The organism is Ottowia sp. (assembly GCF_046348305.1).
In the GTDB taxonomy this organism is placed as follows: Bacteria; Pseudomonadota; Gammaproteobacteria; order Burkholderiales; family Burkholderiaceae_C; genus Ottowia.
Genome location: NZ_JAXMEM010000013.1, coordinates 1 through 23602 on the forward strand (window position 1 = coordinate 1; position 23602 = coordinate 23602).

26 protein-coding genes are annotated in these 23602 nt (G+C 66.2%); 19 read left to right on the top strand and 7 right to left on the bottom strand.

Features of this window, described 5'->3' with window-relative positions; translation table 11 throughout:
- From U1F38_RS15050 to U1F38_RS15100, 11 genes are all read left to right on the top strand, one after another.
- A partial coding sequence (locus U1F38_RS15050) for a molybdopterin-dependent oxidoreductase (protein ID WP_409987887.1) occupies nt 1–923 on the top strand: 923 nt, incomplete at its 5' end.
- The gene (nuoH, locus tag U1F38_RS15055) at nt 920–1996 is read left to right on the top strand and encodes an NADH-quinone oxidoreductase subunit NuoH (protein ID WP_409987888.1); all 1077 of its coding nucleotides are present in this window, start codon (nt 920–922) and stop codon (nt 1994–1996) included. The genes U1F38_RS15050 and nuoH, both read left to right, overlap by 4 nt.
- 18 nt (nt 1997–2014) lie before the next feature.
- Nucleotides 2015–2524: an NADH-quinone oxidoreductase subunit NuoI gene (gene nuoI / locus U1F38_RS15060; protein WP_409987889.1), complete on the top strand. Its 510-nt coding sequence runs from the start codon at nt 2015–2017 to the stop codon at nt 2522–2524.
- Nucleotides 2525–2548: 24 nt separating this feature from the next.
- On the top strand, nt 2549–3220 hold the full coding sequence (locus tag U1F38_RS15065; protein ID WP_409987890.1) for an NADH-quinone oxidoreductase subunit J: 672 nt from the start codon (nt 2549–2551) through the stop codon (nt 3218–3220).
- Entirely contained in the window at nt 3217–3525 is a 309-nt protein-coding gene (gene nuoK, locus U1F38_RS15070; RefSeq protein ID WP_409987891.1) for an NADH-quinone oxidoreductase subunit NuoK, read from the top strand. The genes U1F38_RS15065 and nuoK overlap by 4 nt, the downstream gene beginning before the upstream one ends.
- A gap of 8 nt (nt 3526–3533) precedes the next feature.
- Nucleotides 3534–5555: an NADH-quinone oxidoreductase subunit L gene (gene nuoL / locus U1F38_RS15075; RefSeq protein ID WP_409987892.1), complete on the top strand. Its 2022-nt coding sequence runs from the start codon at nt 3534–3536 to the stop codon at nt 5553–5555.
- A 22-nt stretch (nt 5556–5577) separates the two neighbouring features.
- The gene (locus U1F38_RS15080; protein ID WP_409987893.1) at nt 5578–7056 is read left to right on the top strand and encodes an NADH-quinone oxidoreductase subunit M; all 1479 of its coding nucleotides are present in this window, start codon (nt 5578–5580) and stop codon (nt 7054–7056) included.
- A gap of 10 nt (nt 7057–7066) precedes the next feature.
- A complete protein-coding gene (nuoN, locus tag U1F38_RS15085; protein ID WP_409987894.1) occupies nt 7067–8554 on the top strand; it encodes an NADH-quinone oxidoreductase subunit NuoN in 1488 nt (495 codons plus the stop codon).
- Nucleotides 8554–8862 (top strand): DUF2818 family protein, encoded by a 309-nt coding sequence (locus U1F38_RS15090; RefSeq protein WP_409987895.1) that lies wholly within the window; start codon nt 8554–8556, stop codon nt 8860–8862. The genes nuoN and U1F38_RS15090 overlap by 1 nt, the downstream gene beginning before the upstream one ends.
- A gap of 4 nt (nt 8863–8866) precedes the next feature.
- Nucleotides 8867–9451: an NUDIX domain-containing protein gene (locus U1F38_RS15095; RefSeq protein WP_409987896.1), complete on the top strand. Its 585-nt coding sequence runs from the start codon at nt 8867–8869 to the stop codon at nt 9449–9451.
- Nucleotides 9452–9467: 16 nt separating this feature from the next.
- Nucleotides 9468–9950 (top strand): DUF1178 family protein, encoded by a 483-nt coding sequence (locus U1F38_RS15100; RefSeq protein ID WP_409987897.1) that lies wholly within the window; start codon nt 9468–9470, stop codon nt 9948–9950.
- A 26-nt stretch (nt 9951–9976) separates the two neighbouring features.
- On the opposite strand, the gene fnr is transcribed toward U1F38_RS15100, so the two are convergent.
- Nucleotides 9977–10696, bottom strand: coding sequence for a fumarate/nitrate reduction transcriptional regulator Fnr (fnr, locus tag U1F38_RS15105; RefSeq protein WP_409987898.1), 720 nt, complete (start codon nt 10694–10696; stop codon nt 9977–9979).
- 155 nt (nt 10697–10851) lie between these two features.
- On the opposite strand from fnr, the gene hemN reads away from it, so the two are divergent.
- On the top strand, nt 10852–12234 hold the full coding sequence (gene hemN, locus U1F38_RS15110) for an oxygen-independent coproporphyrinogen III oxidase (protein ID WP_409987899.1): 1383 nt from the start codon (nt 10852–10854) through the stop codon (nt 12232–12234).
- Nucleotides 12234–12917: a sulfite exporter TauE/SafE family protein gene (locus U1F38_RS15115; protein ID WP_409987900.1), complete on the top strand. Its 684-nt coding sequence runs from the start codon at nt 12234–12236 to the stop codon at nt 12915–12917. The genes hemN and U1F38_RS15115 overlap by 1 nt, the downstream gene beginning before the upstream one ends.
- Nucleotides 12918–12986: 69 nt before the next feature.
- Here U1F38_RS15115 and fdhD read toward each other — a convergent pair whose 3' ends face one another.
- Nucleotides 12987–13907, bottom strand: coding sequence for a formate dehydrogenase accessory sulfurtransferase FdhD (gene fdhD / locus U1F38_RS15120; RefSeq protein WP_409987901.1), 921 nt, complete (start codon nt 13905–13907; stop codon nt 12987–12989).
- A gap of 230 nt (nt 13908–14137) precedes the next feature.
- Here fdhD and pssA point away from each other — a divergent pair, with 230 nt between their 5' ends.
- Together pssA and U1F38_RS15130 are read left to right on the top strand one after the other, a co-directional pair.
- Complete coding sequence (gene pssA / locus U1F38_RS15125) at nt 14138–15004, top strand: CDP-diacylglycerol--serine O-phosphatidyltransferase (RefSeq protein WP_409987902.1); 867 nt, start codon at nt 14138–14140, stop codon at nt 15002–15004.
- A 208-nt stretch (nt 15005–15212) separates the two neighbouring features.
- Nucleotides 15213–16751 (top strand): 2-isopropylmalate synthase, encoded by a 1539-nt coding sequence (locus U1F38_RS15130; RefSeq protein WP_409987903.1) that lies wholly within the window; start codon nt 15213–15215, stop codon nt 16749–16751.
- Here the strand turns inward: U1F38_RS15130 and U1F38_RS15135 are convergent.
- Complete coding sequence (locus U1F38_RS15135) at nt 16748–16897, bottom strand: hypothetical protein (protein WP_409987978.1); 150 nt, start codon at nt 16895–16897, stop codon at nt 16748–16750. The genes U1F38_RS15130 and U1F38_RS15135 overlap by 4 nt on opposite strands.
- Here U1F38_RS15135 and U1F38_RS15140 point away from each other — a divergent pair.
- Nucleotides 16872–18119: a serine hydrolase gene (locus U1F38_RS15140; protein WP_409987904.1), complete on the top strand. Its 1248-nt coding sequence runs from the start codon at nt 16872–16874 to the stop codon at nt 18117–18119. The two genes, U1F38_RS15135 and U1F38_RS15140, sit on opposite strands and share 26 nt — an antisense overlap.
- A gap of 46 nt (nt 18120–18165) precedes the next feature.
- On the opposite strand, the gene U1F38_RS15145 is transcribed toward U1F38_RS15140, so the two are convergent.
- From U1F38_RS15145 to U1F38_RS15160, 4 genes are read right to left on the bottom strand one after another with little or no spacing between them, the layout of a single operon-like run.
- A complete protein-coding gene (locus tag U1F38_RS15145; RefSeq protein WP_409987905.1) occupies nt 18166–18951 on the bottom strand; it encodes an IclR family transcriptional regulator in 786 nt (261 codons plus the stop codon).
- 26 nt (nt 18952–18977) lie between these two features.
- On the bottom strand, nt 18978–19736 hold the full coding sequence (locus U1F38_RS15150; protein WP_409987906.1) for an arginyltransferase: 759 nt from the start codon (nt 19734–19736) through the stop codon (nt 18978–18980).
- The gene (gene aat / locus U1F38_RS15155; RefSeq protein WP_409987907.1) at nt 19733–20500 is read right to left on the bottom strand and encodes a leucyl/phenylalanyl-tRNA--protein transferase; all 768 of its coding nucleotides are present in this window, start codon (nt 20498–20500) and stop codon (nt 19733–19735) included. The genes U1F38_RS15150 and aat overlap by 4 nt, the downstream gene beginning before the upstream one ends.
- A 58-nt stretch (nt 20501–20558) precedes the next feature.
- Nucleotides 20559–21122, bottom strand: coding sequence for an NUDIX hydrolase (locus U1F38_RS15160; RefSeq protein WP_409987908.1), 564 nt, complete (start codon nt 21120–21122; stop codon nt 20559–20561).
- A gap of 133 nt (nt 21123–21255) precedes the next feature.
- On the opposite strand from U1F38_RS15160, the gene U1F38_RS15165 reads away from it, so the two are divergent.
- From U1F38_RS15165 to pgeF, 3 genes are all read left to right on the top strand, one after another.
- Nucleotides 21256–21915, top strand: a complete 660-nt coding sequence (locus U1F38_RS15165; RefSeq protein ID WP_409987909.1) for an OmpA family protein — start codon at nt 21256–21258, stop codon at nt 21913–21915.
- Nucleotides 21916–21936: 21 nt separating this feature from the next.
- Nucleotides 21937–22572, top strand: coding sequence for a maleylacetoacetate isomerase (maiA, locus tag U1F38_RS15170; RefSeq protein ID WP_409987910.1), 636 nt, complete (start codon nt 21937–21939; stop codon nt 22570–22572).
- 141 nt (nt 22573–22713) lie between these two features.
- On the top strand, nt 22714–23523 hold the full coding sequence (gene pgeF / locus U1F38_RS15175; RefSeq protein WP_409987911.1) for a peptidoglycan editing factor PgeF: 810 nt from the start codon (nt 22714–22716) through the stop codon (nt 23521–23523).
- The last annotated feature ends 79 nt before the right edge of the window (nt 23524–23602 follow it).

The window sequence follows — 23602 nt, forward strand, 5'->3', positions numbered from 1 at the left end:
CGGCGGTGACGGCCGTCACCTCGCCCGCCTTGTTGCGCCAGCCGGACGCCTGGGCCATGCCGCTGGCAGCTACTGCGTTGGGCGAACCCGGCCAGTGGCCGCAACTGCTGGCTGACGTGGCCGCGGCGGTCGCAGCTGCCAAGGGCGCGGCTGCGCCGGCACCCGGGACGGCCAGCGATACGGCCCAGGCGACCGCCAAGACCCTGTTGTCGGGCGAGCGCAAAGCCGTTCTGCTGGGCAATGCCGCCGCCCAGCACCCCGCGGCCGGCAGCTTGCTGGCGCTGGCGCAGTGGATTGGCGAGCAGACCGGCGCCAGCGTCGGCTACCTCACCGAAGCGGCCAACACCGTGGGCGCCCAGCTGGCGCAAGCGCAGCCGGGCGCGGGTGGGCTGAACGCGCGCCAGATGCTGACAGGCGGCCTGAAGGCGGCGCTGCTGCTGAACTGCGAGCCCGGCCCCGACACGCGCGGGGTTCCGCTGACCGGCTGCGACATGGTGGTCACGCTCAGTCCCTTCAAGGCCAATCTGGACGTCAGCGACGTGCTGTTGCCCATTGCACCCTTTACCGAAACCTCGGGCAGCTTCGTCAACGCCGAAGGTCGTGTGCAGAGCTTCCACGCCGTGGTTCCGCCCTTGGGCGACACGCGCCCGGCCTGGAAGGTGCTGCGCGTGCTGGCCGACATGCTGCAGGTGGTGCAACCGGCCTACCAGACCTCGCAGGAGGTGCTGGCCGAGGCCCTGGGCGGCGCGGTGACGGAGTTCGTCGCCGCCGAGCGTCTGAGCAACCGCACGCAGGCGCCGATCAGCGTCGCCGCGACACCGGTCGATCTGGCGCCGGTGGGCATCTACCAGCTCGATGGCCTGGTGCGCCGCGCCCCATCGCTGCAACAAACCACCGACGCACGTGAAGGAGCGCCGGCATGATTGACGCCATCTACAACGCCGGCCTGGGGCTGTTTGCCAGTGCTGCCTGGTCGGGCATCGTCTGGCCCGTGATCTGGGCGCTGATCAAGATCGTGGTGGTGCTGGTGCCGCTGCTGGTGGCCGTGGCCTACCTGACGCTGTGGGAGCGCAAGCTGCTGGGCTGGATGCAGGTGCGCATCGGCCCCAACCGGGTGGGCCCCTGGGGCTTGCTGCAGCCGATTGCCGACGCCGTCAAGCTGCTGACCAAGGAAATCATCCAGCCCACGGCGGCCGCCAAGGGCTTGTTCCTGCTCGGCCCCGTGCTGGCCATCATGCCGGCACTGGCCGCCTGGGTGGTCATCCCGTTCGGGCCCGAACTGGCGCTGGCCAACGTCAACGCCGGCCTGCTGCTGGTGATGGCCATCACCTCGATCGAGATCTACGGCGTCATCATCGGCGGCTGGGCGTCCAACTCCAAGTATCCGTTCCTGGGCGCGCTGCGCGCCTCGGCGCAGATGGTCAGCTACGAGATCGCCATGGGCTTTTGCTTCGTGATCGTGCTGATGGTCTCCGGCAGTCTGAACCTGACCGACATCGTGATGGGGCAGGGCAAGGGCATGGCCGCCAGTGCCGGCTGGACCTTCCTGTCCTGGAACTGGCTGCCGCTGCTGCCCATCTTCGTCGTCTACCTGATCTCGGGCGTGGCCGAGGTCAACCGCCACCCCTTCGACATGGCCGAGGGTGAGTCCGAGATCGTCGCCGGCCACATGGTCGAGTATTCGGGCATGGGCTTTGCCATCTATTTCCTGGCCGAATACGCCAGCATGTGGCTGGTGTCCATCCTGGCCGTGATCATGTTCCTGGGCGGCTGGATGGCGCCGGTGGTGTGGCTGGACTTCATCCCCGGCTGGATCTGGCTGGGCGCCAAGACCTGCGTGGTGGTGTCCATGTTCATCTGGTTCCGCGCCACCTTTCCGCGCTTTCGCTACGACCAGATCATGCGCCTGGGCTGGAAGGTGTTCATTCCCGTGACCCTGGTCTGGCTGCTGCTGGTGGGCGCGTGGCTGCACAGCCCGCTCAACATCTGGCATTGAGCGGGGGAGATTCGAATCATGGCTTCCGTTACCGCATCCCCGTTTTCCGTTCGCGATTTCTTGCGCAGCTTCATGCTCGTGGAGCTGTTCAAGGGCATGGTCCTGACCGGGCGCTACGCCTTGGCGCGCAAGGTGACCATCGAGTATCCCGAAGAGAAGACACCGTTGTCCCCGCGCTTTCGCGGACTGCACGCGCTGCGCCGCTACGACAACGGCGAAGAGCGCTGCATCGCCTGCAAGCTGTGCGAGGCGATCTGCCCGGCCATGGCCATCACCATCGAGTCGGCCGAGCGCGAAGACGGCTCGCGCCGCACCACGCGCTACGACATCGACCTGGCCAAGTGCATTTTCTGCGGCTTCTGCGAAGAAAGCTGCCCGGTTGATTCGATCGTCGAGACGCACATTCTCGAATACCACGGCGAAAAGCGTGGCGACCTGTACTACACCAAGGACATGTTGCTGGCCATTGGCGATCGCTACGAACCCGAGATCGCTGCCGCCCGCGCGGCCGACGCCCCCTACCGCTGAAGGCGCCCAACCCCGCACAAGACCATGGACGTCCCAACCGCTTTTTTCTACCTGTTCTCGCTGGTGATGCTGTTTTCGGCATTCCGCGTGATCACCGCGCGCAACCCCGTGCATGCGGTGCTGTTTCTGATGCTGGCCTTCTCGCAGGCGGCTGGCGTGTGGCTGCTGCTGCAGGCCGAATTTCTGGCCATCACGCTGGTGCTGGTTTACCTGGGCGCGGTGATGGTGCTGTTCCTGTTCGTGGTGATGATGCTGGACATCCACATCGACAGCCTGCGTCAGGGCTTCTGGCGCCACTTTCCGCTGGCGCTGGTGATCGGCGCGGTCATTTCGCTGGAGATGGCGGCGGTGCTGTTTGGCGGCTTCCGTGCCAGCGACGCGCGTCCGATGCCCGAGTTGCCCGCGGTGGCCGGCCAGGTCGCGCAATACTCCAACACCAAGGCGCTGGGTGTGCTGATGTACACCAAGTACCTCTATCCGCTGGAGATCGCCGCCGTCATCCTGCTGATTGCCATGATCGCGGCCATCGCGCTGACCCTGCGCGAAAAACGCAAGGACAACAAGGCCATCGATCCTTCGCTGGCCGTGCGCGTGCACGCGCGTGATCGCGTGCAGCTCGTCAAGTTGGCCCCCACCCAGGCGCCGGTTGCCGCGCCCGCGCCCGCTGCGGCGCCTGCCGAGGAGGTGAAGAAATGACCTTGTCACTGGCTCACTATCTGACCTTGGGCGCCATCCTGTTTGCGCTGGCCATGGTCGGCATCTTTCTCAATCGCAAGAACCTGATCGTGCTGCTGATGTCCATCGAGCTGATGCTGCTGGCCGTCAACATGAACTTCGTCGCCTTCTCGCACTACCTGGGCGACATGAACGGACAGGTCTTCGTGTTCTTCATCATGACCGTCGCGGCGGCCGAGTCGGCCATCGGCCTGGCCATCCTGGTGCTGCTGTTCCGTGCGCGCAGCACCATCAACGTCGACGAGCTCAACTCGCTGAAAGGGTGATGCAAGCCATGAGTCAAACCCTTTCCGCGTCCACCCTGCTGATCGTGCCGCTCGCGCCGCTGGCGGGTTCGCTGATCGCAGGCATTCTGGGCACCGCCTTCGGCGGCAACCGCATCGGCCGTACCGGCTCGCACAGCGTCACCATCCTGGGCGTGCTGATCGCCTTCATCGTCTCGGCCTTCGTGCTGCGCGATGTGGTGAATGGCGCCAGCTTCAACGCCACCCTCTACGAATGGATGACGGTGGGCAAGCTGAAGATGGAGATCGGCTTTCTCATCGACAGCCTGACGGCCACCATGATGTGCGTGGTCACCTTCGTGTCGCTGATGGTGCACATCTACACCATCGGCTACATGGCCGACGATGACGGCTACAACCGCTTCTTCTCCTACATCTCGCTGTTTACCTTCTCGATGCTGATGCTCGTCATGAGCAACAACTTCCTGCAGCTGTTCTTTGGCTGGGAGGCGGTGGGCCTGGTGTCCTATCTGCTGATCGGCTTCTGGTACCAAAGACCCACGGCCATCTTCGCCAATCTCAAGGCCTTCATGATCAACCGGGTGGGTGACTTCGGCTTCATCCTCGGCATCGGTCTGGTGGTGGCCTATGCCGGCACGCTCAACTACGGTGAGACCTTTGCCCAGGCCAAGGCCCTGGGGACCATCATCTTTCCGGGCACCGACTGGCTGATGATCACCGTGATGTGCATCTGCCTGTTCATCGGTGCCATGGGCAAGTCGGCGCAGTTTCCGCTGCACGTGTGGCTGCCGGACTCGATGGAAGGCCCCACGCCGATCTCGGCACTGATCCACGCGGCCACCATGGTGACGGCGGGCATCTTCATGGTGGCGCGCATGTCGCCGCTGTTCGAGCTGTCGGACACGGCGCTCAACTTCGTTCTGGTCATCGGCTCCATCACGGCTCTCTTCATGGGCATCCTGGGCATCGTCCAGAACGACATCAAGCGCGTGATTGCGTATTCCACGCTTTCGCAATTGGGCTACATGACGGTGGCGCTGGGCGCATCGGCCTATTCCGCCGCCATCTTCCACCTGATGACACACGCGTTCTACAAGGCGCTGCTGTTCCTGGGCGCCGGCTCGGTCATCCTGTCCATGCACCACAACCAGGACATCCGCTGGATGGGCGGCCTGCGCAAGTACATGCCCTGGACCTGGATCACCTTCCTGGTCGGCACGCTGGCGCTGATCGGCACGCCGTTCTTCTCGGGCTTCTACTCCAAGGAATCGATCATCGACGCGGTGCACGCCAGCAATCTGCCGGCCTCGGGCTTTGCCTACTTCGCGGTGATGGCGGGCGTGTTCGTGACCTCGCTGTACTCGTTCCGCCTGTACTTCCTGGTGTTCCACGGCCCCGAACGCTACGACCAGAACCCGGACGCCCACCACGACGACCACGGACACGACCATGGCCACGGACACGACGCCAAGCCCAAGGAGCAACCCTGGGTGGTGTGGGTGCCGCTGGTCTTGCTGGCCATTCCGTCGGTGGTGATCGGTGCCATGACGATGATGCCGATGCTGTTTGGCGACTTTTTTGCCAAGGCGATCGCCGTGGATGGCGCGCGTCACCCGGCCATGGCCGAACTGGCCCACGAAATCCATGGCTGGATGGACATGGGCCTGCACGGGTTCCTGGCGGTGCCGACCTGGCTGGCGCTGGCCGCAGCGGCACTGGCCTACTACCTGTACATCATCAACCCGGCCATGCCGGCGCGCATCAAGGCCCTGTTCGGCCCGATCTACACGTTGCTGGACAACAAGTACTACATGGACTGGGTGTGGATCAAGGCGATCGCCGGCAGCTTGCGCGGTCTGGGCGTCGGCCTGTGGAAGGGCGCCGACGCGGGCCTGATCGACGGCGCGGTGGTCAACGGCTCCTGGCGCCTGGTCGGCTGGAGCGCGGGGGCGTTGCGCTGGTTGCAGTCGGGCTATCTGTATCACTACGCCCTGGCCATGATCGTGGGCATCTTCGTGCTGATGACGTACTTCGTCTGGCTCGCCCAATAAAAGCAGGAACGGGAAAAGAAACATGGGTTGGTTGAGCCTCTCCATCTGGACGCCCATCGTCATCGGTGCGCTGCTGCTGCTGTTTGGCAAGGACAGTCAGGCCACGCTGGTGCGCTGGCTGGCGCTGATCGGCTCGGTGATCAGCTTTCTGGTCACGCTGCCGCTGTACAGCGGCTTCAAGCTGGGCACGGCCGAGATGCAGTTCGTCGAGAACGTGCCCTGGATCGAGCGCTTCAACGTCAACTACCACCTGGGCGTCGATGGCCTGTCGGTGTGGTTCGTGCTGCTGACGGCCTTCATCACCATCATCGTGGTGATCGCCGGCTGGGAGGTGATCCAGCGCAAGGTCAACCAGTACATGGCGTCCTTCCTGATCCTGTCGGGCATCATGATCGGCGTGTTCTGCGCCCTCGACGGCATCCTGTTTTACTTCTTCTTCGAGGCCACGCTGATCCCGATGTACCTGATCATCGGCGTCTGGGGCGGGCCCAACAAGATCTACGCGGCGTTCAAGTTCTTCCTGTACACGCTGATGGGCTCGTTCTTCATGCTGGTGGGCTTCATCTACATGTACGCCAAGTCGGGCGGCAGCTTTGACCTGGCCACCTGGCAGCAGTTGCCGCTGTCCGGCACGGCGCAGACCCTGCTGTTCTTCGCGCTGTTTGCTGCCTTTGCCGTCAAGGTGCCGATGTGGCCGGTGCACACCTGGCTGCCGGATGCCCACGTGGAGGCGCCCACTGGCGGCTCCATCGTGCTGGCGGCCATCATGCTGAAGCTGGGCGCTTATGGCTTCGTGCGCTTTTCGCTGCCCATCCTGCCCGACGCCTCGCGCCAGTGGGCCTGGTTCATGATCGCGCTGTCGTTGATCGCGGTGATCTACGTCGGCCTGGTGGCGCTGGTGCAAAAGGACATGAAAAAGCTCGTCGCCTACTCATCGGTGGCGCACATGGGCTTTGTCACCATGGGTTTTTTCCTCTTCAACGACCTGGGGATCTCCGGCGGGCTGGTGCAGATGATCGCGCACGGCTTCGTCTCGGGCGCCATGTTCCTGTGCATCGGCGTGCTGTACGACCGTTTGCACACCCGCGAAATATCGGCCTACGGCGGCGTCATCAACGTCATGCCGCGCTTTGGCGCCTTTGCGCTGCTGTTCTTCATGGCCAACTGCGGCTTGCCGGGCACGGCCGGCTTCGTGGGCGAGTGGATGGTGATCCTGGCCAGTGTGCGCACCAATTTCTGGCTGGGCTTGCTACTGGCCACGGCCCTGATCTCGGGCGCGGGCTACAGCCTGTGGATGTTCAAGCGCGTGTATTTCGGCGCCGTCGGCAACGACAACGTGCGCACCAAGATGCCCGACATCAACTGGCGCGAATGCACCGCGCTGGCGCTGCTGGCCATCGCCGTGCTGTGGATGGGCGTCTACCCAAAACCCTTTACCGACGTCATGGACGCTTCGGTGGCCAACCTGGTCAAGCAGGTGGCGATTTCCAAGCTGAACTGAGACCCCGAACATGATTGACCGATTCAGTTGGATGGCCATCTATCCGGAGATCGTGCTGCTGGCCATGGCCTGCGTGATCACGCTGGTGGACCTGCTCGACCGAGGCCAGCGCCGCATGGCCGCCTATTGGCTGTCGTGCCTCACCCTGGTGGTGCTGGTGGTGCTGACCGCGATGTATGCGATGAACGGCCAGACCGTGTACGGCTTTGGCGGCATGGTGGTGAGCGACGTGATGGCCAACTGGCTCAAGTGCTTCTCCGCCGTTGCGGTGCTGGTGATCTTCATCTACAGCCGCACTTACGTCACCGAGCGCGGCATGCTGCGCGGCGCCGAGTGGTACGTGCTGAGCCTGACCTCGCTGCTGGGCGTGTTCATCATGTGTTCGGCCAACAACTTCCTGCTGATCTTCCTCGGCCTCGAATGCATGGCGCTGTCGGCGTATGCGCTGATCGCCCTGCGGCGCGACCACCCGGTGTCGATCGAGGCGGCCATGAAGTACTTCGTGCTCAGCGCCATGGCCTCGGGCTTTTTGCTCTACGGCCTGTCCATGCTTTACGGCGCCACCGGCACGCTGGATATCGGCGGCGTCTTCAAGGCCGTCGCCTCGGGGCAGATCAAGCACCAGGTGCTGGTGTTCGGCGTGGTGTTCCTGGTGTCCGGCATGGCCTTCAAGTTCGGCGCCGTGCCGTTCCACATGTGGATTCCCGACGTCTACCAGGGCGCGCCCACCTCGGTCACGCTGATCATCGGCAGCGCGCCCAAGCTGGCCGCCTTTGCCATGGCCATCCGCCTGCTGGTGGAGGGCCTGCTGCCACTGGCGGGAGACTGGCAACCCATGCTGGCGGTGCTGGCGGTGGCCTCGCTCATCATCGGCAACGTGGCGGCCATCGCGCAGACCAACCTCAAGCGCATGCTGGCGTACTCCACCATCTCGCACATGGGCTTCGTGCTGATGGGCCTGCTGGCGGGGGTGGTCAATGGCAATGCGCAGCTGGCGGCCAACGCCTACAGTTCGGCCATGTTCTACGCCGTCATCTACGTGCTGACCAACCTGGTGAGCTTCGGCATCATCTTGCTGCTGGCGCGCGAAGGTTTCGAGGCCGAAGAGATCACCGACTTGGCTGGCCTGAACCAGCGCAGCCCGTTCTATGCCGGCCTGATGGCGATCTGCCTGTTCTCGCTGGCCGGCATTCCGCCGCTGGTGGGGTTTCAGGCCAAGCTGTCAATTTTGCAGGCGCTGATCAGCACGCAGTTGCCGGCCCTCATCGGTCTGGCGGTGTTTGCCGTCATCATGGCCCTGGTGGGCGCCTTCTACTACATCCGCGTGGTCAAGGTCATGTACTTCGACGCGCCGGCCAGCACCGAGCCCATCCGCGCGCCGCTGGACATGCGCGCTACGCTTTCGGTCAACGGCGCCTTGCTGCTGGTGCTGGGCCTGGTGCCCGGTGCGCTGATGGCCTTGTGCGCGCAGGCCATCGTGCAGATGCTCAGCACCTGATGTCGCCGGATGTCAGCATCTGGCTGCTGATCGCCTTGGCGTTCGTGGCAGCCAACCTGCCGTTTGCCAACAACCGCCTGCTGGCCGTGGCGCCACTGCGCGGCGGGCACAAGGGGTTGGGCCTGCGCCTGCTCGAGCTGGTGCTGTGGTACTTCGTGGTGGGCGGCATCGGTCTGGCGATGGAAAAATCGGCCGGGCAGATTTACCCGCAAGGCTGGGAGTTCTATGCCGTCACCGGCGCGCTGTTCCTGACGTTCGCGTTTCCCGGCTTCGTCTATCGCTATCTGGTGTTGCGCCACCGCGGATGAGGCCATGGACCTGACCGAACACCGGGTGGATGGCCGCGAGCTGTTCAAGGGCCATTTCCTGCACGCGCTGTGCGATCAGGTCCGACTGCCCGACGGACGTGTGGCCGAACGCGAATACGTGGTGCATCCCGGCGCCGTCATGGTCGTCCCGCTGCTGGAGCGTGCGGGCGGGGTGCTGGAGGTGGTGCTCGAGCGCCAGTACCGCTACCCCGTGCAGCGCACGCTGATCGAGTTTCCGGCCGGCAAGCTGGACGCGGGCGAGTCGCCCCTGGATTGCGCGCGCCGCGAGTTGCGCGAAGAGACGGGCTACACGGCACGCCAGTGGGCGCGCGCCGGGCTCTTGCACCCGGTGGTCGCGTATTCGACCGAGGTGATCGAAATCTGGTTTGCCCGGGAACTCCGCGGTGGCGCACGCCAGCTCGACGAAGGCGAGTTTCTGGAGGTTTTCAGCGCCACGCCGGCGCAGCTGCACGACTGGTGCCGCAGCGGCGCGGTGACCGACGCCAAGACCCTGGTGGGCGCGCTTTGGCTGCACAATGTGCTCGGTGGCGCCTGGACACTGGACTGGCGCGCCGATTCCGACACCTGATGCACAAGGCCGATTCATGAAAGTCCTCAACCTCGAATGCATGCATGGCCATGCCTTTGAAGGCTGGTTTGCGTCCGAGGATGAGTTCCAGAGCCAGCGTGAAGGCAGTTTGATCGCCTGTCCGCTGTGCAGCGACACGGCGGTGACCAAGCGGCTGAGCGCGCCGCGCCTGAACCTGGGGCGCGGCGGAGGCGCGCCGGAGCGGGCGAATTCGGGAGTGGCGCCCGAGTCCGATGGCGGCGCGGCATCCGAGGTGGCCGCCCTGCCGCGCCAAGCCATGCAGGCTGCCTGGATGCAGATGGTGCGCCGCGTGATGGCACAGACCGAGGACGTGGGCGAGCGCTTTGCCGAGGAAGCGCGCCGCATTCACTATGGCGAAGCCACCGAGCGCGGCATTCGCGGCCAAGCCACGGCCGAGCAAACCGAGGCCTTGCTGGACGAGGGCATTGCCGTCATGCCACTGCCCATCCCCGATGGAATGAAAAACACGCTGCAATGAGCCCGCGGGTCACCCGCGGATCGACATCAATTGCAATTGGGCGCGTTGACCAGGGCTTGCAGCGCCTCGATGTCGAGGATTCGCACGTGGCGGTGCTTGACCTCGATCAGCCCGTCCTCGGCAAACTTGGAGAAGGTGCGGCTCACGGTCTCCAGCTTCAGGCCCAGGTAGCTGCCGATCTCCTCGCGCGTCATGCGCAACACCAGCTCCGAGCGCGAGAAGCCCCGCGCATGCAGGCGCTGCACCAGGTTCAGCAGGAAGGCTGCCAGGCGCTCCTCGGCGCGCATGCTGCCCAGCAGCAGCATCACGCCGTGCTCGCGCACGATCTCGCGGCTCATGATCTTGTGCACGTGCGTTTGCAAGGCCGGCACCTCGCGCGAGAGTTCCTCGATGCGCCCGTAGGGCATCTCGCACACCTCGGCATCTTCCAGCGCCACCGCGTCGCAGCTGTGGCGATCGCCCACGATGCCGTCCAGGCCGATGATCTCGCCGGCCATCTGAAAGCCCGTCACCTGATCGCGTCCGTCCTCGGTGGTGATGCGCGTCTTGAAAAAGCCCGTGCGGATCGCATACAGCGCGTCAAAGCGGTCGCCGTTGGAAAACAGCGCATCGCCGCGCTTGATCTTGCGGCGCGTGGCCACCAGCGTGTCGATCTTGTCCATGTCGGAATCGTCGAGATCGACCGGCATGCACAGCTCGCGCAGATTGCAGTTGGAGCAGGCGACTTTGATGGCTTTGGGCGTCATTGGGTAGGGATATCCAACGTCATAGCGTCGTTCGGGTTAATACTGAATTCTAGGCGACGCCCCAATCCTTGCAGTCTCCTTGATGATCGTCAAGGACAATTTTGCATGCACGCCGGACAGTACAGCCTGCTGTCTTGTTTTTGTTTGCTCTCGAAATGCCTGCCATCACCCCCGAGTTGCTGACCCGATTTGACGTTGCCGGGCCGCGCTACACCTCTTATCCAACGGCCGATCGTTTCGTCGAGGCGTTTGGCGAGGCGCAATACGTGAGCGCGCTGCAGCAACGGGGTGCCGGCTCGGTGCAGGCCAGCAAGCCGCTGTCGCTGTACGTTCACCTGCCGTTTTGCGAGTCGCTGTGCTACTACTGCGCCTGCAACAAGATCATCACCAAACACCACGACCGCACCGGGCCGTACCTGCGCTACCTCAGCCGCGAGGTCGATCTGCACGTGCAGCACCTGGGCAGCCAACAGGTGGTCAGCCAGCTGCATCTGGGCGGGGGCACGCCGACGTTTTTGAGCGACGGCGAGTTGGGCGAGCTGATGGCGATGCTCCAGCGCAACTTCAGCTTTGTGCCCGGCGGTGAGTACTCCATCGAGATCGATCCGCGCACCATTGACGCCACCCGTCTGGGCACGCTCAAGCGCCTGGGCTTCAACCGCCTGAGCTTTGGCGTGCAGGACTTCGACCCGCTGGTGCAGAAGGCGGTGCATCGCGTGCAGCCGGCCGAGCAGGTGTTTGCGCTGGTGGCCGCGGCACGCCAGATTGGCTTCGACTCCATCAACGTCGATCTCATCTACGGCCTGCCGCAGCAAACGCCCGAGTCGTTCGATCGCACGCTGGCGCAGGTGGTTGAGCTGCGCCCCGACCGCATCGCGCTGTATGGCTACGCGCACCTGCCCGAGCGCTTCAAGCCGCAGCGGCGCATCAACGCCGTTGACCTGCCCCAGGCCGGCGGCAAGGTGGCCATGCTGGCGCGCTCGCTGGCGGCTTTCGAGCAGGCGGGCTATGTCTACATCGGCATGGACCACTTTGCGCTGCCCGAGGACGCGCTGGCGGTGGCCAAGCGCCAGGGCCGCTTGCACCGCAACTTCCAGGGCTACAGCACCCAGCCCGATGCCGACCTGATTGCCCTGGGCGTATCGGCGATCGGCAAGGTGGGGGCCACCTACAGCCAGAACGCCAAGGACCTGATCGAATACCAGGATCGGCTCGACCACGGTCAACTGCCCGTGGTGCGCGGCCTGGCGGTGTCGCGCGACGACCTGTTGCGCCGCGCCGTCATCATGTCGCTCATGTGCCAGGGCCGCGTGCAATTCGAAGCAGTCGAGCTGTCGCATCTGATCGATTTCAAGCGCTACTTCGCCGGCGAGCTGCAGCGCCTGGCGGCGATGCAGGATGACGGCCTGGTGACGGTAACCGACAGCAGCATCGAGGTGAGCGCGATGGGCTGGTTCTTCGTGCGTGGCGTGGCCATGGTGTTCGACAAATACCTGCAGGCCGACCGCACGCGCGCGCGCTTTTCTAAAATCCTCTGATGACCTTGTCATTGGCCGCCACCGCCGTGCTCATGGGGCTGGCGGGCGGCCCGCACTGCATTGCCATGTGTGGGGCCGCCTGCGCCGGCATGGGGCAGGCCGCGGCGCCGCGCAGCGGCCTCGGCATCGGTCTGTTTTTGCTCGGCCGGCTGGCGGGGTACACGCTGCTGGGCGCGCTGGCAGCCGCGTCCATGCAGGGCCTGGGTTGGCTCACCGTGCAGTCGGCCGCACTGCGCCCGGTGTGGACCATGGTGCATGTGGCGGCGTTGCTGCTGGGGGCGATGCTGTTGCTGTGGGCGCGCCAGCCGCTGTGGCTCGATGTCGGCGCGCGCCGCGTGTGGGCGCGCGTGCGCTCGGCCACGCAACGCCTGGGCCTGGTGGCGCCGCTGGGCGTGGGCGTGGCCTGGGCGCTGCTGCCCTGCGGGTTGCTGTATTCGGCTGCGATGGTGGCGGCCCTGGCCGGCAGCGTGGCCGGCGGGGCGGCCGTGATGGCGCTGTTTGCCCTGGGGTCGGGCGCCACGTTGTGGCTGGGCCCCTGGCTGCTGTTGCGCCTGGGCCGCAGCGGGCAGGGCGCATGGGGCATGCGGCTGGCCGGCTTGGCGCTGCTGCTGACCTCGGCCTGGGGCCTGTGGATGGGCCTGATGCACGACCAGGCGCCCTGGTGCGTGGTGCCCGCAGCCTAGACAACTATCAAAATGATAGCGATTTTCGCCCGTCCATAAAGCGTTTCGACCGATTTGATCAAGATGTTGTCAAATCGACACCGGCTTGTCGATGCGATCGACCAAGCCGTCCGTGGGCGCGTTGCCACCGGCATACAGCACGCCGCGCGGCGTGCGGCACAGGCCCCACAGACGAATGCCCGACAGCTCGGCCATGCGCACGCCCATGACCGTCGGGGCCGACACGGTGGCCAGCGCTCCGATGCCGACGCGCGCGCACTTGCGCACCAGCTCGTGGCTGCCGCGGCTGGTCATCACGACAAAGCCGCTCTCGTGCAGGCGGCCATTGCGGGCGCGCGCGCCAATCAGCTTGTCGAGCGCGTTGTGGCGGCCCACGTCTTCCGTCACCTCGGTGACGTCGCCGTCGATGTTGGCCCATGCGGCGGCGTGCAGCGAGCCGGCCTTGGCGTTGATCTGCTGGCGCGGCGCCATTTGCGCCAGCGCCTTGAGCACGGTGGGCAGGTCGATGCGCTCGATCCAGTCGCGGTGCATTGCGGGCGGCGGCGACAGGTCGAGTGCGGCCATGCTTTCGACGCCGCATACGCCGCAGCCCGTGCGCCCCGTGAGACTGCGGCGGCGGCCCTTGAGGCGCTCGAAGCAGGCGCTGGCGATGTCCAGTTGCACCTCAACGCCTTGCACGCCCTCCGGCAGGCCCGCCGCTGCGTCGCTGATCATCGCCACGTCAATGCCATAGCAGTCGTCAGCGCTGTCCACAATGCCTTCGGACAGTGCGAAGCCGAGGGCAAAGTCCTCCAGCTCCTGCGGTGTTGCCATCATCACCGCGTGCGAGATGCCGTTGAAGACCAGCGCCACCGGCACCTCGGTTGCCACAAGGTCGTCACGCACCCTTCCGTGGGGCGGCGCACCCGCCTCGCCGACCACGCGCACCTGCAGTTCATGCAGCGGTGCCAGCACCTCGGCAGCGGTGGTGTTGGCCGTGTTGTCGGACATGCGCATGCAGGAAGTCTATGCCACGCGCCGCGCGAGGGGAGCCGGCCGCTTGCGCTTGGCCATCAGTCGCCGAGTGCCGGCGATGCATCCTTCGGGCTGACAATGGCATTGCAAAATCGGTGCATGCCCTGGGCGGCTTGCAGGTTCCGGCCCGATTCAGGAAGGGCAGCCGTTACACTGGCCGTGACCGACCGCTGATTTGTCGCCGGGTGTCGGTTGGATTTGCATTGATGTCCGATCACGATCTTTCTCCCAATACGCCTGTGGCCCGAGCGCGCCGCAAGGGCATCTATGCGCTGCCCAACATGATCACGCTGGCGGCGCTGTTCGGCGGGTTCTACGCCATCGTCATGGCCATGAACGGGCAATTCGGCCTGGCCACCGCGGGCATCTTTGCCGCCATGGTGCTCGATGGCCTGGACGGGCGCGTGGCACGCATGACGAACACCCAAAGCGCATTTGGCGAGCAGATGGATTCGCTGTCGGACATGGTCAGCTTTGGCGCCGCCCCCGCGCTGGTCGCCTACATGTGGGCTCTGCAGCCGCTGGGCCGCGCCGGCTGGCTGGCCGCCTTCGTGTACTGCTCGTGCGCGGCGCTGCGCCTGGCACGCTTCAACGTCAATACCAGTGTGGTCGACAAGCGCTACTTTCAAGGCTTGCCGTCGCCGGCGGCAGCGGCACTGGTGGCGGGCTTCATCTGGCTCACCAGCGCCATGTTCGAGGCGCACCGCGACGTGTCCCTGTTTCGGCAGCTGATCTCGGCGCTGGGCGGGCAGCGCGTGGCGCGCGGCGATTTTTCATGGCTGATGTTCGGCATCACGCTGTTTGCCGGCCTGTCGATGGTCACCAACACGCCGTTCTACAGCTTCAAGGACATGCGCGGGCGGCGCAGCGTGCCCTTCGTGGTGCTGGTGGCGGCCGCGCTGCTGATCGCCGTCATCAGCATCGAGCCGGCCACCATGCTGTTTCTGGTGTTCGTGGGTTACGCGCTGTCGGGCTATGTCATCTACATCTGGCGCCGCGCCAAGGGTGAGCCCGTGAGCATCGTCAGCACCTCGACCGACGAGCCCGAAGAGCGCGGCTTGCATCGCGATTGACCACCGCCGGGCGCTGGCTATGCTATATTTTGTGTCCATGAACCAATCGCTTGCGCTACGACTACTGGCCGTGTCCAACGGGCAGGTGCGATAGCGCACGCGATTTTTCCAGCAAAGGCCCGTTTGCACCCGCAGCGGGCCTTTTTGTTTGGCGCAGACATTTTGCTCGCGGGTGCTCCCACCCAGTCCCCGACCCGGAGAATCTTCTATGACCGACAAACTCATCATTTTCGACACCACCTTGCGCGACGGCGAGCAGTCGCCCGGCGCCAGCATGACCCGGGACGAGAAGCTGCGCATCGCGCGCCAGCTCGAGCGCCTGAAGGTGGACGTGATCGAGGCCGGCTTTGCCGCCAGCAGCAACGGTGACTTCGAGTGCGTGCAGGCGATTGCGCGCGCCATCAAGGACTCCACGGTCTGCTCGCTGGCGCGCGCCAACGACCGCGACATCGCCCGCGCCGCCGAGGCCCTGAAAGACAGCGGCAACGCGCGCATCCACCTGTTCATCGCGACCAGCCCGCTGCACATGGAGAAAAAACTGCGCATGACGCCCGACGAGGTGTTCGAGCAGTCCGTGCTGGCCACGCGCTTTGCCCGCAATCTGCGTGACAACGTGGAGTTCAGCGCCGAGGACGGCTACCGCAGCGACATCGACTTCCTGGCGCGCGTGTGCGAGGCGGTGATCAAGGAGGGCGCCACCACCATCAACATCCCCGACACCGTGGGCTACGCCATTCCCGAGCTGTACGGCCAATTCATCAAGACCTTGCGCGAGAAGGTGCCCAACAGCGACAAGGCCATCTGGTCGGTGCACTGCCACAACGACCTGGGCATGGCCGTGGCCAACAGCCTGACGGGCGTGAAGATCGGCGGCGCGCGGCAGGTGGAGTGCACCATCAACGGCCTGGGCGAGCGCGCAGGCAACTGCTCGCTCGAAGAGGTGGTGATGGCCGTGAAGACCCGCAAGGACTATTTCGGCCTGGAGTTGGGGATCGACACCACGCAAATCCTGGCGGCCAGCAAGATGGTGAGCTCCACCACCGGCTTCGTGGTGCAGCCCAACAAGGCCGTCGTCGGCGCCAACGCCTTTGCGCACGCCAGCGGCATCCACCAGGACGGCGTGCTCAAGGCGCGCGACACCTACGAGATCATGCGCGCCGAGGACGTGGGCTGGAGCACCAACAAGATCGTGCTGGGCAAGCTCTCGGGCCGCAACGCCTTCAAGCAGCGCCTGCAGGAGCTGGGCGTGGAGCTGGAGTCCGAGGGCGAGGTGATGGCGGCGTTTGCCAAGTTCAAGGAGTTGGCCGACCGCAAGAGCGAAATTTTCGACGAGGACATCCTGGCCCTGGTCAGTGACGAAAGCGTAACCGCCGAGAAAGAGCACTACGGCTTCCTCTCGCTGGCGCAGCGCAGCGAAACCGGCGAAATGCCGCACGCCGAGATCGTCTTTACCGTCGCCGGCAAAGAAGTGCGCAGCCAGGCCGACGGCAACGGGCCGGTCGATGCCTCGCTCAAGGCCATCGAGTCGCACGTCAAGAGCGGCGCCGAGATGGTGCTCTACTCGGTCAACGCCATCACCGGCAGCACCGATGCGCAGGGCGAGGTCACGGTGCGCCTGCAAAACGCCGGGCGGGTGGTCAACGGCGTGGGCGCCGACCCCGACATCATCGTCGCGTCGGCCAAAGCATATCTGAGTGCTCTCAACAAGTTGCACAGCAAATCGGATCGAATTGCAGCGCAAGGCTAGGGTTTTTGCCGAGCATTTTTCTTCACTTCAACAAAGAGACGCAAGCCAATGATATTGCGTCTCTTTTTTTGTTTTTGTACACTTGCGCCCGGTTTTGCTTTTTTAGTCAGGGGTTCAACGATGCGTGCATGGGTGGCGAGCGGCAAGGCGGCAAGATGGCTGCGCGGTTTGACGGGGGCCGCGGCGCTTGCCTTGCTGGCCCTGCAACCATTTGCAACCGCACACGCGACCGCGGCAAAAAAGGGTTCGGCCGCTGCGCATCGGCCGGCTCCGGCGGCGCAACGTGCCAAGGCCCATGCTCCCAAGGCCGCAGCCCGCAAGGCCGACACCAAGTCCGTGACCGCCAAGGCCACCGCGCGCAAGAGCGAGAAGCAGGCCAGCCGCAACGGCCGCCGCGTCACGGCCCAGTTGCCCGCGCGTGAGAAGGTGGCGCAAGGCCGAGGGGCCGCCCGGATGCACGGCGCGGCCAGGGTACAGACGGCGTCCCGGGGCAACCGGCTGTCTCCGCACCGCCTGGTGCAAGCGGTGCAGCACGAGGCACCCGTGCGCCTGTCCTTCGGACAGATGGCCGGCTTGCACGCGGCGGCCGACCCGCTCGAGCTGAAGTCCAGCGTCGCGCTGGTGCTTGACCAGGACACGCGGCAGGTGCTGTTCTCCAAGAACGATCACGCCGTGCTGCCGATCGCCTCGCTCACCAAGCTGATGACCGGGATGATCGTGTCCGAGGCGAACCTGCCCCTGGACGAGAGGATCACCATCACCGACGAGGACGTGGACACCGAGAAGAACAGCCGCTCGCGCCTGACGGTCGGCACGGAGCTGACGCGCGGCGAGCTGCTGCACCTGGCCCTGATGTCCAGCGAAAACCGCGCTGCGCATGCCCTGGGACGCACCTTTCCGGGCGGGCTCAACCGCTTTGTCGCCCTGATGAACGCCCGCGCCCAGCAGCTGGGCATGCACGACACGCGCTATGTGGAGCCCACGGGCCTGTCCAGCGCCAACCAGTCCAGCGCGCAAGACCTGGCGGTGCTGGTGGGGGCGGCCTATCAAAACCCGCAGCTGCGCCAGTTGACGACTTCGCCCAGCCATGAGGTGGAAATCGGCCGGCGCACCCTGCAGTTCAACAACACCAATGGCCTGGTCAAGAGCCCCGAATGGAACATCGGCCTGCAAAAGACGGGCTACATCTCCGAGGCCGGGCGTTGCCTGGTGATGCAGGCGCGCGTGGCCGGGCGCAAGCTGATCATGGTGTTCCTCGATTCCGCCGGCAAGTACAGCCGCATTGCCGATGCCGAGCGCGTTCGCCGCTGGGTCGAGACCCTGCCGCACGTGAGCACGGTGGCGGGGCACGGAACCTATCCGGGATGAACCGGCCAGAGCGCGAGCGGGGCGCGCAGCCCCGCCCGCGCGTCGCTCAAGCGCGATGATTGGCGAAACCCAGGGCGGTTGAAATTTCCTGCGCCGTCTGCTTGAGCCTGGACAGCCAGGCTTCGTCCAGGCGGTCGGCCGGCGCCGAGATGGACAGGCCGGCAATCAGGTTGCCCTGGTCGTCGTGAATGCCGGCCGCCATGCAGCGCACGCCCAGCTCCAGCTCTTCGTTGTCGTAGGCCACGCCTAGCTGGCGTGCCTTGCCGAGCTCGCGCTCGAGCTGGGGCAGTTGCGTGATGCTGTTGCGCGTGTGGCCCGGCAGCCCCGTGCGGGTGGCGTAGGCCCGCACGCGCTGCGCGTCCTCGGTGGCCAGGAACAGCTTGCCGGTGGAGGTCAGGTGCAGCGGCGCGTGGCCGCCGATGGCGCGCACCACCTGCATGCCCGAACGCTCGCTGAGCGCGCGCTCCACATACACGATCTCGTCGCCCTGGCGCACGCTCAGGTTCACCGGTTGCTGCGTCAGGCGGTGCAGCTCGCGCATGGGGCCCAGGGCCGCGTCGCGCACCGACAGACGCGCCTTGACCAGGTTGCCCAGCTCCAGCAGGCGCATGCCCAGGCGGTAGGTGCCGGCTTCGGGGCGATCGACGAAACGCCCGCAGGTCAGGTCGTTCAGGATGCGGTGCGTGGTGGACGGGTGCAGGCCGGCGCGTTCGCTGATGTCCTTCAGCTGCATGGCTTCCTCGCGCGAGGCCAGCACATCGATCAGCGTGAACATCCGCTCGATCACCTGGATCGTCGGGGTCTGGTGGGCATCGAGCTTGGGTTTGCGCATGGGGCCGGTGGGATGGAGGCCGCAGCTTACACCGCGCGCGGCGCCGGCGCGGCCGGCTCGCGCCAGCGGCCGTCCACCCGGTGCTCGAGCGGGCGAAAGCGCGCCTTGTAGGCCATCTTGGGACTGCCGGCGATCCAGTAGCCCAGGTACACGTAGGGCAGGCCCAGGCGCGCGGCCTGCTCGATCTGCCACAGCACGCCCCAGGTGCCGTAGCTGGCGCGGGCATCGGGGTCGAAGAAGGTGTAGACGGCCGACAGCCCGTCGCCGAGCAGATCGACGATGGAGACCATGCGCAGCACGCCCGGCTGTCCGCCGGCGCCCGGCTCGCGGAACTCGACGAGCCGCGTGTTCACGTGGCTTTGCAGCAGAAACTGGGTGTACTGTTCAATGCTGTCGTGGTCCATGCCGCCGCCGGTGTGGCGGCGCATCTGGTAGCGCAGGTACAGCTGGTAGTGGTCGGACACGTAGCCCAGCGGCAGCACGCGTGCCTGCAGGCCGGCGTGGCGCGCACGGGCGCGGCGCTGGCTGCGGTCGGGCCGGAAGTCGGCCACGCGCACGCGCACCGGCACGCAGGCGTTGCACGCGTCGCAATACGGGCGGTAGGTGAACAGGCCGCTGCGGCGAAAGCCCTGGCGCACCAGGTCGGAATAGGTCTGGCTGCTGATCAGGTGGCTGGGCGTGGCCACCTGCGAGCGTGCTTGCCGGCCTGGCAGGTAGCTGCACGGATAGGGGGCCGTGGCATAAAACTGCAGCGTCTGCAGCGGCAGATCCTTGAGGTGCGTCACCGTTGTTCGCAGCCGGAATTCATCAGTTCGGTCCAGTATACGGGCTCGAAGCGCCAGGGCGGGGGCGCTTGCCCGACCAGCGCTTTCAGCGCGTGCAGGAACCCGGCGCGCGGGATCGGCGCGGCGCCCAGCGAGGCCAGGTGCTCGGTTTGCTGCTGGCAATCGATCAGCGGAAGCTGGTGGTGGCGGCACCAGGCGACCAGCGCGGCCAGCGCAATCTTGGAGCCGTCGGTCACGGTGGTGAACATGGATTCGCCGAACACCGCGCGCCCGATGCCTACGCAGTACAGGCCGGCCACCAGGCGCTTGTCCACCCAGACCTCCACGCTGTGCGCCTGGCCCGCGGCGTGCAGCGCTTCGTAGGCCGCGCGCATGGACGGGCCGATCCAGGTGCCCGCCTGGTCGCGCCGCGGCGTACTGGCGCAGGCCGCCATGACCTGGGCAAAGGCGTGGTCCATGCGGATTTCGCAGCGCGGATCGCGCATGAACTGCTGCACCCGCCGGCGCAGCGAGCGGTGCAGGCGAAACCGCGCCACCGGCAGCACCATGCGCGGGTCGGTGCTCCACCACAGGATGGGCTCGCCCGCACTGAACCACGGGAAGATGCCGGCGCTGTAGGCCGCGCGCAGGGTGGGCACGTCCAGCGCGCCGCCGACGGCCACCAGGCCGGGCGCGGGCGACTGCTCGGGCCAGGCCTGATCGGCCGGCGGAAAGGGCGCGCCCGGCGCCAGCAGGGGCAGCGCCGGTGCCGGTGGCCGGGTCACGCGGCGGGCCCCCGCGCAGCGCGCTGCGGGATTCGTGCTGATGAGGAGCCCAACCCGCTCATGCCTTGGGCGGCCAGGGAATGCTGGACTCGTGCACGCCGAAATGGCCTTGCCTGAGGTCGGCAAAGAAGTGCTCCAGCGTCTGGCGCACCGTCAGGAAGGCCATTTCCTCCCACGGGATTTCGGATTCGGCAAACATCCGCGTCTCCAGCGTCTCGCTGCCGGGGTCGAAGCGCTCGTCCAGCAGGCGCGCAAGATAGAAAAAATGCACCTGGCCCACGCGCGGAATGCTGATGGCGCTGAAGAAGGCTCCCATCTCGATGTGCGCGCCGGCTTCTTCGTCGGTCTCGCGCGCCGCGCCCTCGGCCATGGTTTCGCCCAGCTCCATGAAGCCCGCCGGCAGCGTCCAGAAACCCAGGCGCGGCTCGATGGCGCGCTTGCACAGCAGAACCCTATCGCCGACGTAAGGCACGGTGCCCACCACGATCAGCGGGTTGACGTAGTGGATCTTGCCGCAGGCAGGGCAGACGGCGCGCTCGCGCGTGTCGCCGTCATCGGGAATGCGGTAGACCACGGCGGTGCCGCAGCGCTGGCAGTGCTTGATGGGTTCGACGTTTTTCACCCGATCAGTGTAGCCATGGTGCGGTGCGGGGCATCGAGGCAACCGGCGCGGCTTTCGTGTCTAATCGAATGGCATCGACCGCCCCGGCGGCGTGCGGTTTCAACGCAGGACCAACATCAAAAAGGACACTTCCATGAATCCAGTTCATTCTTCATTCACGCGCGGTGCGTTGCTGTCGGCCACGGCGGCCGCCTTGCTGTTGACGGGTTGCGCCAACATGAGTGAAACCCAGCGCAACACGGCCATCGGCGCGGGCGTCGGGGCCGTGGCCGGCGGGTTGATTGGCGGCAATGGCACCGGCGCCGTGGTGGGCGCGGGCGTGGGCGCCCTGGGCGGCTATGCCTGGTCGCACTACATGGAAAACAAGCGCGCGCAGATGCAGCAGGCCACCGCCGGCACGGGCGTGCAGGTGACGCAGACGGCGGACAACCAGCTCAAGCTGAACGTGCCCAACGACATTTCCTTTGCCACCAACAGCGCCGCCATCGAGCCGCGCCTGCGCCCCATTCTCGACCAGTTCGCGCAGGGCCTGGGCCAACAGCCGGGCATGCAGGTGTCGATCGTGGGCTACACCGACTCCACCGGCAACGACGCCATCAACAACCCGCTGTCGCTGGAGCGCGCCAACAGCGTGCGCGACTACCTGGCCGGGCGCGGCGTGAACCCCGGCATCGTCCGCACCGAGGGGCGCGGCTCGCATGATCCCATCGCCAGCAACGCCACCGAGGCGGGGCGCGCGCAGAACCGGCGCGTCGAGATCTATCTGGCGGAGCGCGCCACGGCCAATCGCTGACCACCCAGCCCGGGTGCCCGCATGAAGCTCTACAACTACTTTCGCTCCTCGGCGTCGTTTCGGGTACGCATCGCCTTGCAGCTCAAGGGCCTGGCCTACGAGTACGTGCCCGTGCACCTGGTCAAGGGCGAGCAGCGCAGCGCCGATCTGGCGGCGCTGGCGGCCGAGCACCTGGTGCCGGTGCTGGAGCTTGAGGACGGCCGGCGTCTGACGCAGTCGATGGCCATCATCGAGTACCTGGACGAGACGCACCCGCAACCCGCCCTGCTGCCCGGCGATGCGATCGGCCGGGCGCGGGTGCGCGCGCTGGCGCAGATCGTCGCCTGCGAGGTGCATCCGCTCAACAACCTGCGCGTGCTCAAGTACCTGGTGCACGAGCTGAAGGCCGACGAACCGGCCAAGAACGCCTGGTACCGCCATTGGGTGGGCGTGGGCCTGCAAGCCTACGAGGCGCACCTGGCCGAGCAGCCCGGCGCGTTCAGCCACGGCGACGCGCCGACGCTGGCCGACTGCTGCCTGGTGCCGCAGATCTTCAATGCCCAACGCTTCGACTGCGACCTGTCGGGCCTGCCGCGCACCATGGCCGTGTTCGACGCCTGCATGAAGCTGCCCGCCTTCCAGCAGGCCCAGCCTTCGGCTTGCCCTGATGCCGCGTGAAGTGAAACACCCCCAGTCTTCACTCGCTGCGCGATGTTTCGACCGGGAGGATCCCGGCCACGGCGCTCGCGCGCTTGGCCTGCCCCGCGGCCGTTCGGCTCTTTGGGTGGCATGGCCTGCGGACGGCTCGCAGGATTGCGGATGAGTGAGATCGCGCTGCTCACGCCCGACTGGCCCGCGCCGCCCGGCGTGCACGCCCTGTTCACCCTGCGCGGGCAGGGCGCGGGCGAGGGTGCTTCGCGCGGCGCGCACGGGGCTTTCAACCTGGGCGATCACGTGGGCGACGAGCCGGCCGCCGTTCAGGCCAACCGCGCGCGGCTGACCGAGCAATTGCAGGCGCGCCCGGTGTTCCTGCGCCAGGTCCATGGCTCGCAAGCCATCGAGCTGGACGCAGGCACGCCGGACGGCGCCAGCGCCGACGCCGCGCTGACCGACGCGCCGGGCCTGGCCTGCACCGTGCTGGTGGCCGACTGCCTGCCGATCCTGCTGACCGACACGGCGGGCCGCCGCGTGGCCGCTGTGCATGCCGGCTGGCGCGGACTGGCCGGCGGTGTGCTCGAGCGGTGTCTGGAGCAATTTGAGGCTCCAGCGCTTGATGGGTGTGCGCAAGATGCTCCTCAAATCAGAGCAGACGAAGTGATGGCCTGGCTTGGCCCCTGCATCGGCCCGCAGGCGTTTGAAGTGGGCGACGAGGTTCTGGCGGCCTTTACGGCGGTCGATGCCCGGGCCGGCATGTGCTTTGTCCCGCTGGGCGCGGGCAAGCATCGCGCGGACCTGGCTGCCCTGGCGCGCCAGCGGCTGGAGCGGCTGGGCGTGGCGCGCGTGTACGGCAACGACAGCAGCGCCGCTTGGTGCACCGTCGGCAACCCGCAGCGGTATTTTTCCTTTCGGCGCGACCAGCAGCGACTGGGCGGCAGCGGCCGCATGGCCGCGTGCATCTGGCGCACGTAAAAAAGTTTGGCGGATCGGTTGCAGATCAACCCGCACGCTTATATTGGTGGTCCGTCCTGTGCCATGATGGCGCCGGGCG

Excerpts from the sequence above, each read along its gene's own strand:
- nuoH (WP_409987888.1), top strand. The coding sequence starts at position 920 with ATGATTGACGCCATCTACAACGCCGGCCTGGGGCTGTTTGCCAGTGCT.
- nuoI (WP_409987889.1), top strand. The coding sequence starts at position 2,015 with ATGGCTTCCGTTACCGCATCCCCGTTTTCCGTTCGCGATTTCTTGCGC.
- U1F38_RS15065 (WP_409987890.1), top strand. The coding sequence starts at position 2,549 with ATGGACGTCCCAACCGCTTTTTTCTACCTGTTCTCGCTGGTGATGCTG.
- nuoK (WP_409987891.1), top strand. The coding sequence starts at position 3,217 with ATGACCTTGTCACTGGCTCACTATCTGACCTTGGGCGCCATCCTGTTT.
- nuoL (WP_409987892.1), top strand. The coding sequence starts at position 3,534 with ATGAGTCAAACCCTTTCCGCGTCCACCCTGCTGATCGTGCCGCTCGCG.
- U1F38_RS15080 (WP_409987893.1), top strand. The coding sequence starts at position 5,578 with ATGGGTTGGTTGAGCCTCTCCATCTGGACGCCCATCGTCATCGGTGCG.
- nuoN (WP_409987894.1), top strand. The coding sequence starts at position 7,067 with ATGATTGACCGATTCAGTTGGATGGCCATCTATCCGGAGATCGTGCTG.
- U1F38_RS15090 (WP_409987895.1), top strand. The coding sequence starts at position 8,554 with ATGTCGCCGGATGTCAGCATCTGGCTGCTGATCGCCTTGGCGTTCGTG.
- U1F38_RS15095 (WP_409987896.1), top strand. The coding sequence starts at position 8,867 with ATGGACCTGACCGAACACCGGGTGGATGGCCGCGAGCTGTTCAAGGGC.
- U1F38_RS15100 (WP_409987897.1), top strand. The coding sequence starts at position 9,468 with ATGAAAGTCCTCAACCTCGAATGCATGCATGGCCATGCCTTTGAAGGC.
- fnr (WP_409987898.1), bottom strand. The coding sequence starts at position 10,696 with ATGACGCCCAAAGCCATCAAAGTCGCCTGCTCCAACTGCAATCTGCGC.
- hemN (WP_409987899.1), top strand. The coding sequence starts at position 10,852 with ATGCCTGCCATCACCCCCGAGTTGCTGACCCGATTTGACGTTGCCGGG.
- U1F38_RS15115 (WP_409987900.1), top strand. The coding sequence starts at position 12,234 with ATGACCTTGTCATTGGCCGCCACCGCCGTGCTCATGGGGCTGGCGGGC.
- fdhD (WP_409987901.1), bottom strand. The coding sequence starts at position 13,907 with ATGTCCGACAACACGGCCAACACCACCGCTGCCGAGGTGCTGGCACCG.
- pssA (WP_409987902.1), top strand. The coding sequence starts at position 14,138 with ATGTCCGATCACGATCTTTCTCCCAATACGCCTGTGGCCCGAGCGCGC.
- U1F38_RS15130 (WP_409987903.1), top strand. The coding sequence starts at position 15,213 with ATGACCGACAAACTCATCATTTTCGACACCACCTTGCGCGACGGCGAG.
- U1F38_RS15140 (WP_409987904.1), top strand. The coding sequence starts at position 16,872 with ATGCGTGCATGGGTGGCGAGCGGCAAGGCGGCAAGATGGCTGCGCGGT.
- U1F38_RS15145 (WP_409987905.1), bottom strand. The coding sequence starts at position 18,951 with ATGCGCAAACCCAAGCTCGATGCCCACCAGACCCCGACGATCCAGGTG.
- U1F38_RS15165 (WP_409987909.1), top strand. The coding sequence starts at position 21,256 with ATGAATCCAGTTCATTCTTCATTCACGCGCGGTGCGTTGCTGTCGGCC.
- maiA (WP_409987910.1), top strand. The coding sequence starts at position 21,937 with ATGAAGCTCTACAACTACTTTCGCTCCTCGGCGTCGTTTCGGGTACGC.
- pgeF (WP_409987911.1), top strand. The coding sequence starts at position 22,714 with ATGAGTGAGATCGCGCTGCTCACGCCCGACTGGCCCGCGCCGCCCGGC.